11 protein-coding genes are annotated in these 7834 nt (G+C 67.3%); 7 read left to right on the top strand and 4 right to left on the bottom strand.

The genetic code is table 11. The features are described from left to right. Positions 1-9 precede the first annotated feature (9 nt). Both B4L26_RS10050 and B4L26_RS10055 read right to left on the bottom strand, forming a co-directional pair. On the bottom strand, positions 10-639 hold the full coding sequence (locus tag B4L26_RS10050) for a superoxide dismutase (RefSeq protein ID WP_290718575.1): 630 nt from the start codon (positions 637-639) through the stop codon (positions 10-12). A gap of 106 nt (positions 640-745) precedes the next feature. Then, on the bottom strand, positions 746-874 hold the full coding sequence (locus B4L26_RS10055; RefSeq protein WP_290718577.1) for a hypothetical protein: 129 nt from the start codon (positions 872-874) through the stop codon (positions 746-748). 166 nt (positions 875-1040) lie between these two features. Between B4L26_RS10055 and msrA the strand changes: the two genes are divergently transcribed. Together msrA and B4L26_RS10065 are read left to right on the top strand one after the other, a co-directional pair. Then, the gene (gene msrA / locus B4L26_RS10060; RefSeq protein WP_290718579.1) at positions 1041-1724 is read left to right on the top strand and encodes a peptide-methionine (S)-S-oxide reductase MsrA; all 684 of its coding nucleotides are present in this window, start codon (positions 1041-1043) and stop codon (positions 1722-1724) included. Further along, positions 1721-2782 carry a winged helix DNA-binding domain-containing protein gene (locus tag B4L26_RS10065; protein ID WP_290718581.1) on the top strand — a complete coding sequence of 354 codons (1062 nt, stop codon included), beginning with the start codon at positions 1721-1723 and terminating at the stop codon, positions 2780-2782. Before msrA ends, B4L26_RS10065 begins: the two co-directional genes overlap by 4 nt. 12 nt (positions 2783-2794) lie before the next feature. Here B4L26_RS10065 and B4L26_RS10070 read toward each other — a convergent pair whose 3' ends face one another. Next, the gene (locus tag B4L26_RS10070) at positions 2795-3220 is read right to left on the bottom strand and encodes an SRPBCC family protein (protein WP_290718583.1); all 426 of its coding nucleotides are present in this window, start codon (positions 3218-3220) and stop codon (positions 2795-2797) included. Between the two features lie 356 nt (positions 3221-3576). Between B4L26_RS10070 and B4L26_RS10075 the strand changes: the two genes are divergently transcribed. From B4L26_RS10075 to B4L26_RS10095, 5 genes are read left to right on the top strand one after another with little or no spacing between them, the layout of a single operon-like run. Continuing rightward, positions 3577-3900: a rhodanese-like domain-containing protein gene (locus tag B4L26_RS10075; RefSeq protein ID WP_290718586.1), complete on the top strand. Its 324-nt coding sequence runs from the start codon at positions 3577-3579 to the stop codon at positions 3898-3900. Positions 3901-3908: 8 nt separating this feature from the next. Then, a complete protein-coding gene (locus B4L26_RS10080) occupies positions 3909-4934 on the top strand; it encodes a DUF4328 domain-containing protein (RefSeq protein ID WP_290718588.1) in 1026 nt (341 codons plus the stop codon). After that, positions 4931-5713: a glycerophosphodiester phosphodiesterase family protein gene (locus tag B4L26_RS10085; protein ID WP_290718590.1), complete on the top strand. Its 783-nt coding sequence runs from the start codon at positions 4931-4933 to the stop codon at positions 5711-5713. Before B4L26_RS10080 ends, B4L26_RS10085 begins: the two co-directional genes overlap by 4 nt. Before the next feature lie 30 nt (positions 5714-5743). Then, entirely contained in the window at positions 5744-6727 is a 984-nt protein-coding gene (locus tag B4L26_RS10090) for a DUF5926 family protein (protein WP_290718591.1), read from the top strand. 26 nt (positions 6728-6753) lie between these two features. Next, positions 6754-7290 carry a ferritin gene (locus B4L26_RS10095; protein ID WP_290718594.1) on the top strand — a complete coding sequence of 179 codons (537 nt, stop codon included), beginning with the start codon at positions 6754-6756 and terminating at the stop codon, positions 7288-7290. A gap of 12 nt (positions 7291-7302) precedes the next feature. On the opposite strand, the gene B4L26_RS10100 is transcribed toward B4L26_RS10095, so the two are convergent. Then, the coding region (locus B4L26_RS10100; protein WP_290718596.1) for an LCP family protein at positions 7303-7834 on the bottom strand (532 nt) is incomplete at its 5' end.

Here is a 7834-nt window from a genome sequence, read left to right on the forward strand (position 1 = left end):
GGAGTCCGATCAGGCCGGGACGACCAGTCCCTTGCCCTGCGTCACAGCGCGGTCGAAGCGCTCGGCGGCGTCGGCCCAGTTGACGACGTTCCACCACGCCTTGACGTAGTCGGGCTTCACGTTCTGGTAGTCGAGGTAGAAGGCGTGCTCCCACATGTCGAGCATGACGACCGGGATCAGTGCGGCCGAGGTGTTGCCGCTCTGGTCGGTGAGCTGCTCGATGACCAGGCGCTGGCCGATGGTGTCGTAGCCCAGGATCGCCCAGCCCGAGCCCTGCAGGGTCGTGGCCGCGGCGGTGAAGTGCGCCTGGAACTTGTCGAAGCTGCCGAAGTCGTTGGCGATGGCGTCGGCGAGGTCGCCGGTGGGCTTGTCGCCGCCGTCCGGCGACAGGTTCTTCCAGAAGATTGAGTGGTTGGTGTGACCACCAAGGTGGAAGGACAGGTTGGCAGACAGCCCGTAGACCTTCTGCGCGATGGTGCCGTCCTCGCGGGCCTCGGCCAGCTTGGCGATCGCGGTGTTGGCGCCGGCGACGTAGGTCGCGTGGTGCTTGTCGTGGTGCAGCTCCATGATGCGGCCCGAGATGTGGGGCTCAAGTGCGCCGTAGTCGTAGTCGAGATCGGGCAGGGTGTATTCAGCCACAATGCTTCCCTTCGCGGTGGATCGTTCTCTGTCTGACTGTTCCACCGTATCCCCCGCGTCGGGGCGCGTCACCACGATGCCGCCATGCGGTCGGGTGGGGGAGCGATCAGATGGCGATCAGGACGAGCAGGACGGCGAGAGGAATGAGCGTGAGCAGCGTCCACGTGCAGGAACCGGAGATGTTGTAGACCGGTGTCCGGTCCGACGACAGATCCGCCTGTTGTGTCGTTGCCACGTGCTCGCCTCCTATAGTCCGTCGCGTACGTCTGGGCAGGTGAAGTGCATCACAGCCCGATAGTGACCGTCATCATAGGCATGGCTGACGACAGACCACAAATCTTTGCTCCGGCCGGATTTGCCGCTTCCGACCAGGGGTGGGGCAGCCGCGTAGGATTGAAACCATGTCCTGGGGTTTCTCACGTGCGAAGCAGGTCATGGTCGATGCGGGCGACGCGCTGTCCGGACGGCCGACGCCGATGCGGGTTGCCCCGCGCAACATCGTGCTCGACGCCCCGATGGTCCCGCCCGGCCCGGTGACGGGCGGTGTGTGCGACTGGGGGCCCCGGCGGCGCGCAGTAATCCTGGCCGGAGGGTGCTTCTGGGGTGTGGAGGAGATCGTCTGGCAACTGCCCGGCGTCTACACGACGGCGGTCGGCTACGCCGGCGGCTTCACCCCCAACCCCACGTACGAAGAGGTGTGTACAGCGCGTACCGGGCACACCGAGGCAGTTCTCGTTGTGTTCAACGAGGACGAAACCGACCTGGAGGCCCTGCTGCGGGTGTTCTTTGAGACGCACGACCCGACTCAGGACATGCGACAGGGCAATGACATCGGTACGCAATACCGTTCGGCGGTGTTCACCTGTTCGGCCGCCGATGCTGAACTGGTGCGCGACGCGGCGCAACGATTCCAACCCGCGCTCACCGCTGCCGGGTACGGCCCGATCGCCACGGAGATCGCTGAACTCGGCGACGCCGGCGACGGCCGGTTCTACTACGCCGAGGACTATCACCAGCAGTATCTGGCGAAGAATCCGCACGGCTACCGCTGCCACGCGGCAACCGGGGTGAGCTTCCCGTCGTGATCACGGCGCAGCAGTGGAACCGCACACTTCTTGCCCGACAGCATCTCCTCGAACGAATCGACGAGGACGTCATCGAAGTCCTCGACCGGTGCGTCGGTCTGCAGGCGCAGGACCCCCGACCGCCGTTCATCGGGTTGTGGTCGCGCATCGAGGGGTTCGACCCAGCCGAATACGACGAGCTGCTCACCGAGCGCGAGATCGTGCGGTCGGTCGTGCTGCGCGGAACGCTGATGGTGATGGACGCCCAGGACGCCCGTTGGATGCGGGCACTCGCCCAGACCAGGATCGCCGCGATCACCGCGACCAATCACAAACTGCCGCCCGGTATCGAGGCGCTTGACGTCGTCGATGCTGGACGTGAGGCGCTGAGCGGGGCGGAGGTGCCCGCGCGTGCACTGCGGGACCTGCTCGCGGGGCGTTGGCCGTCAGTGCCGCCCGCCGACCTGATGGCCGTCATCCGGGGCGGGCTGCACCTCGTGCAGGTGCCGCCACGCGGTACCTGGGACGGCGCCGGCGATCCGGCGCTGGCGCTCCTCGACGACTGGATCGGCCCGGGCGAGCCAGCGGTCGTCGACGACGAGGCCCGCCGCGACCTGATCCGGATGTACCTGCGCGGGTTCGGGCCGGCGAGCATCGCCGGCATCCAGACGTGGGCGGGCCTGAGCGGACTGGGTCCGCTCGTGCGGGCGATGGAGGCGGATTGGGAGTTGGCGCGCATTGACGGGCCGAACGGCGAGGAGCTCTATGACCTCGACGGTCTGTCTGTCGCCGACGGCGACGAGCCCGCACCGGTGCGGCTCATCGCACCGTTCGACCACATCTTCGTCGCACAGGCGGCCACCGATCGGGCCCGTATCGCCGATCCGGACCTGTTCGCTGCGACGTCGACGCCCAACGGGCGCAGTCCCGGGTTCGTCCTAGTCGACGGTCGGCTGGCTGGCACATGGAAGGCCGACGGTGAGCGGATCGGCGTCGACTACTTCATCGACCCGACGCCGGCGCAACGCCGAGAGGCCGACGAGGAGGCGCAGCGGCTCGCGGCTTTCCTGGCGTCGTGAGCCAGGTGTCTCTCAGCCGTTCGCGACGGCGCGCTTGACGCCGCCGATCATCTGACCCATCAGGGTGTCCAACACCTTGGTGAGAATGGGCGCGGGAACCGGCAACTTGGGATCGGAGTCCATCGTGTACCGGACCTTGGTGCCGGCCGGGTCGTCGGAGAACTCGATCAGCCCGGTGTGGCTGCGCACGGGGATGCCACCGACCACCTTGTAGGCGATGCGCTCGTCGGGCACGAGTTCGGTGATCTGCTCCCGAACTCCGACCTTGCCGAGGCCGAGGAAGTGCACCGCGCCGACGCCCTGACGCTCGTCGGTGCCCGGTGAGACGAGCCGGGTGCTGAGCGGCAGGAAGTCGCCGCCGGATTCACGGTCGGCGAACACGGCGTAAACGCGGGGGCGCGGGGCGGCGATGACCGCCTCCACTGTGCTCTTGGTCATTTGTCACTAATCCCTTCGTAAACTGCGGTTTCGCAGGTTGTCCACAAGTTATCCACAGGAGGCCACGGGGGTGGTTCAAGATAGCGGCTCTGCTTGCTGAAGTTTGCGATAGTGCGTGTCGAGGGCCGGAATTAACGCAAACGAGTGACGCCGTTCACAATTCGGCCCGATTGACATGGGAGTCGGTTAAACGCGATTCACTTTTGTGAATCGACACCACTTCGCACCCTTATCGGTTTTCGGTTCTGCACCCATGACCTGTGGATATCTCCACCGCTATCTTACTCGACAGTCAGTGGGCCCCAAACGGGCGGCGTTGGGCCTCCGCCGATCGGCCGATATGTCACGATGGATGCATGCCCGCCTTCGAACAGGTGCCGGTGGCGGAGTTGCCGGACGACTTCACCGGTGAGACCGGTCGAATCCTGCTCGACATCCGCGAATCCGACGAATGGGAGCAGGGGCACATCCGGGGCGCGCTGCACATCCCGCTGGGACAGGTCCCCGAGCGCATCGATGAGATCGATCCCGACGCGGAGATTTTCGTCATCTGCCGGACCAGTGGACGTTCCTTCCGCATGCTCGAGTACTTCGAGCACGTCGGCTACGACGCGGTTTGCGTGGAGGGCGGCATGGTCGCCTGGGAGGCCGGTGGCAAGCCGGTCGTGGTCGGGGAGTGAGGTAGACGATGTCTTCGCCCAACCCCGCCCAGCAGCTGGTGGACCTGTGCCGCAACTGCCGGATCCAAGCGCCCCACCGTGACGGCCGCAGGCGCTGCCCGCGGTGCCAGGGCGTTCTCGTCGTCGTCCCCGCCGAGATGGTGATGGAGGTCGCGGGACCGCGGCCCGCACCGGGGCAACCGGCGGTACCTCAGCAGCGCGTGGCCGGTCGCCGGAGCAACGCACCCAAGGTTCGCTGGGTCGCACAGCGCCCACCCGAGGCCCGCCCGGCACCGCGCCGCCGGTCCGGTGACGGCGGACGCGCTCCGACTCCCCGGTACGCCACGATCCCGCAGTGGGGGTTGCAGGACCTGCCCGCGAGTTGGTCCGAGGTCCCCGCCCGCGTACGGGCTCACGACGAGTCCGCTCACTTCGAGGTCGCCGGGCGCATCGCCACGGCGGTCATGGTGGTCAGCGCCGTGTTGCACCTGCTGCGCTACGCCGTGACCGTCATCGGTCGCGACCGCCTAATCCCCGGTTGGCTCGACAACATCACCACGTGGTTGGTGTTCCTCGCCGGAGCCGCGGCCGTTGTTGCCATGGGTTACGTGTTCGTCCACTTCGCGCAATGGGTGATCGCCATGCGCGCATTGGTCTACCGGGATGCTGGCGGGCTGGAACCGCGGCGCTCCTGGGTGTTGTGGCTGTGTTCGGTCGTGCCCTTGGCCAACGTGGTCGGTGGAGCGTTCCTCGTGCGCGAGGCCGCGCTCGTCGACGCGCGGACCAACAACCCGCGCACCCTGGCGTCACTGCGCAAGATCTGGGTGGCATGGGCGCTGGTCAACGTCGTCGCGATCGTCGCGATAGTCACGCGCTGGGCGGGCGGCCGCAGTGGCAGCCTCCAAACGCAGGCTGATTCGCTGGTCTGGGCAATCGTGTCGGCGCTGGTCTCCGCGGCGTTCGCCTGGTGGATGATCCCGCGGCTGGTCCGCATCTTCGATCCGACGACCATCGCCGCCCCGGTCCGTATTCGCCGCCGCTGGGTCAACGCGTGACCGTCGGTCGCGTGTCGCGATCCGGCACACCCGCTGTCGTAGCTCATCGGGGGGCGTCCGGGTCGGCACCGGAGCACACGCTCGCCGCCTACGAACTCGCCTTGGCGCAGGGCGCCGACGGCTTGGAGTGCGATGTCCGGCTGACCTCCGACCACCACCTCGTGTGCATCCATGACCGCACGATCGATCGCACCTCCAACGGCACCGGAATTGTGAGCGAGATGTCGTTGGCGCAACTGCGCGACTACGACTTCGGCAGTTGGCACAGCGGCACCCCGGCGTCGGTCCTGACGCTGGAGGAACTGTTGACGCTAGCGCTCGACTGGCGCCGGCCGGTGCGGCTGTTCATCGAGACCAAGCACCCGGTGCGGCAGGGCAGCCTGGTGGAGGTGAAGTTGCTGGAGATGCTGCGACGGTTCTCCGTGGCATCGCCGCCGTCGGCCGATCACAGCCGCGCCGTGGTGATCTCGTTCTCGTCGTCGGGGGTGTGGCGGATTCGCCGTCACGCGCCGATGTTGCCGACGATCCTGCTCGGGGACACCGCCCGCGTCCTCGGCGGCAGTGCGGCCACGGCGGTCGGCGCGACTGGGATCGGACCGTCCATCGAGACGCTGCGGATGCATCCGGAGCTGGTCGACAAGGCCGCCGCCGCCGGACGGGTGACTTACTGTTGGACAGTCGACGAGCAGGTCGACGTCCAGTTGTGCGCTGACATCGGGGTGCGCTGGATCGCCACGAACCATCCGGCGCAGGTGCGCGACTGGTTGGTGACGGTCTGATCCCCGCGCGGCGTGTGAAAGGGTTGGACCATGGGTAAGAAGAGCAAGCGCGGCACCGGACCGCGTCCCGGGAGCAATCGCGCCGAGCGCGTCGCCGCGCGCAAAGAGCGCCAGGCGGAGGCGGCGGCGCCGAGGCGGCCGTTCGCCGGACTCGCCGCCGAATGTGACCTCGTCGCTATGCGGGCGTTCGTCGCGTCGGCGACCGCGCGTTTGCCGCTGCTTGAGAAGGGCCCACCCGAGCCGGAGCTGAAGTCGGTCGTCCCCGACGACGACCCAGGACCGTCGCTGCAGGCCGAGGGCGTCCGCAACCACGTCAACGTCGCGACCGTGCTACCCGGTGCGGTCGGCGCTATCGTCCGCGACGGCAAGGGCGCGCGCGAGGGCTTCGCCGGCCTGCAGATTGATCCGGAGCCGGCCAACATCGCCGCCGAGTTCGCCGCGGCCGTCGACTGGGCGGCGCACGCGAAGACCGACGAGGAGTACAAGGGCGGGACGACCGACAAGTCGCTCACCGACCTCATCGAGGCGTCGGGTGCACTCGACATCACCGTGTACGAGGACTTCTCGTGGTGGTACGCACCGGGGACCAAGCTCGACGCCGGAGTGCAGCAGATGCTCGACCGTGCGGCGGCGACGATTCTGCCCACGGCCCGGATGACGCCGAAGAGCGGTTTGGGTGCTCCGTGGTGGGTGGCAGCGGGGGAGAAGGCCCATCTGCGCTGGGTGCGCCCCGAGGATGAGGACGTGGTGATGACCGCGTTGGCGCGGTTGCACGCCGCGGGCCACCTGACGCTGGGCGAGGGGTCGCGCTTCGCTGGATCGTTCCGGACCCACGGGGTTCTCGTGCCCGTCTTCGATCTGGATCCCGACAAGCACGCCGACGAGTGGTACGACGGGCTCGACCAGTTCGACGCCTGGTTGGTGGAGGCGATGGCCGATACCTCCGAGTTGACCACCGAGCAGCGCCGCTCACGCGCGGGAATCCGCACCCGCCAGGTCACGCTGCGCGTCTAGCACCCAGTTCCGCCTACGATTGCCCCATGACGCAACGGACGAAGTTCCAGCAACTGCTGGCCGATCAGATCACCAACGAGTTCGCCGCGAGCCAGCAATACAACGCGATCGCGGTGTACTACGACAACGAGGACATGCCGCAGCTGGCAAGGCACTTCTACGAGCAGTCGGTCGAAGAGCGCAACCACGCGATGATGATCGTGCAGTACTTCCTTGACCGTGACCAGGCGGTCGAGATCCCCGGCGTCGTCGCCCCGCAGAACGCATTCGGCGACTACGCCGAACCGATCAAGCTCGCTCTGGCGCAGGAGGAGCAGGTCACCGAGCAGATCGTCAACCTGGCCCGTGTGGCGCGCGACGACGGTGATTACCTCGGCGAGCAGTTCATGCAGTGGTTCCTCAAGGAGCAGGTCGAAGAGGTCGCGACGATGACGACGCTGCTCACGATCGCCGAGCGGTCGAAGGGCAACATCTTCGACCTGGAGACCTTCGTCGAGCGCGAGATCAACAACAAGACCGCCACTGATGTCGCCGCCCCGGCCGCTGCCGGCGGCAACCTCTAGGACCGCGCAGCGCTACCCGACGGCGGAGTCGTTGCCGTCGGCCGTCGGTTCGACGGCCTTGCCGTGGGCGAGGCGGGAGAAGAACTCCTCGGTGCTCGAGTCCATCGATAGTGCGTCACCGTCGGCGCCCCACACCTCGGCCCCGGTGGGCACGGTCGCCATCGTCGGCGATCCACGTAGCGATAGCGCGAGCAGCAGCAAGTTCCACGAGTGGTCGTTCTCGTCGACGGTCATCGAGTCGACGACCCCGTTGACGAAGGGGAGCAACCGGAACGGGTTGAGCATGACGCCGGGACTGGTGGCCTTGGCCATGAGTGCGGCGAACACCTTGCGCTGATTGACCACCCGCTGCAGGTCGGCGTTGGGGTAGTCGCGGCTGCGCACCAGCCCGAGCGCTTGGCGCCCGTTGATCTTCTGGCACCCGGCCCGCAGGCGGAGACCGGCCTTCGGGTCGCGCAGCGCCGTCTTGAGGCAGATTCGGATGCCGCCGATCGAGTCGACGACCTTGGCGAAGCCGCCGAAGCCGATCTCGGCGTAGTGGTCG

The organism is Gordonia sp. UBA7599 (genome assembly GCA_002477755.1).
GTDB lineage: Bacteria > Actinomycetota > Actinomycetes > Mycobacteriales > Mycobacteriaceae > Gordonia.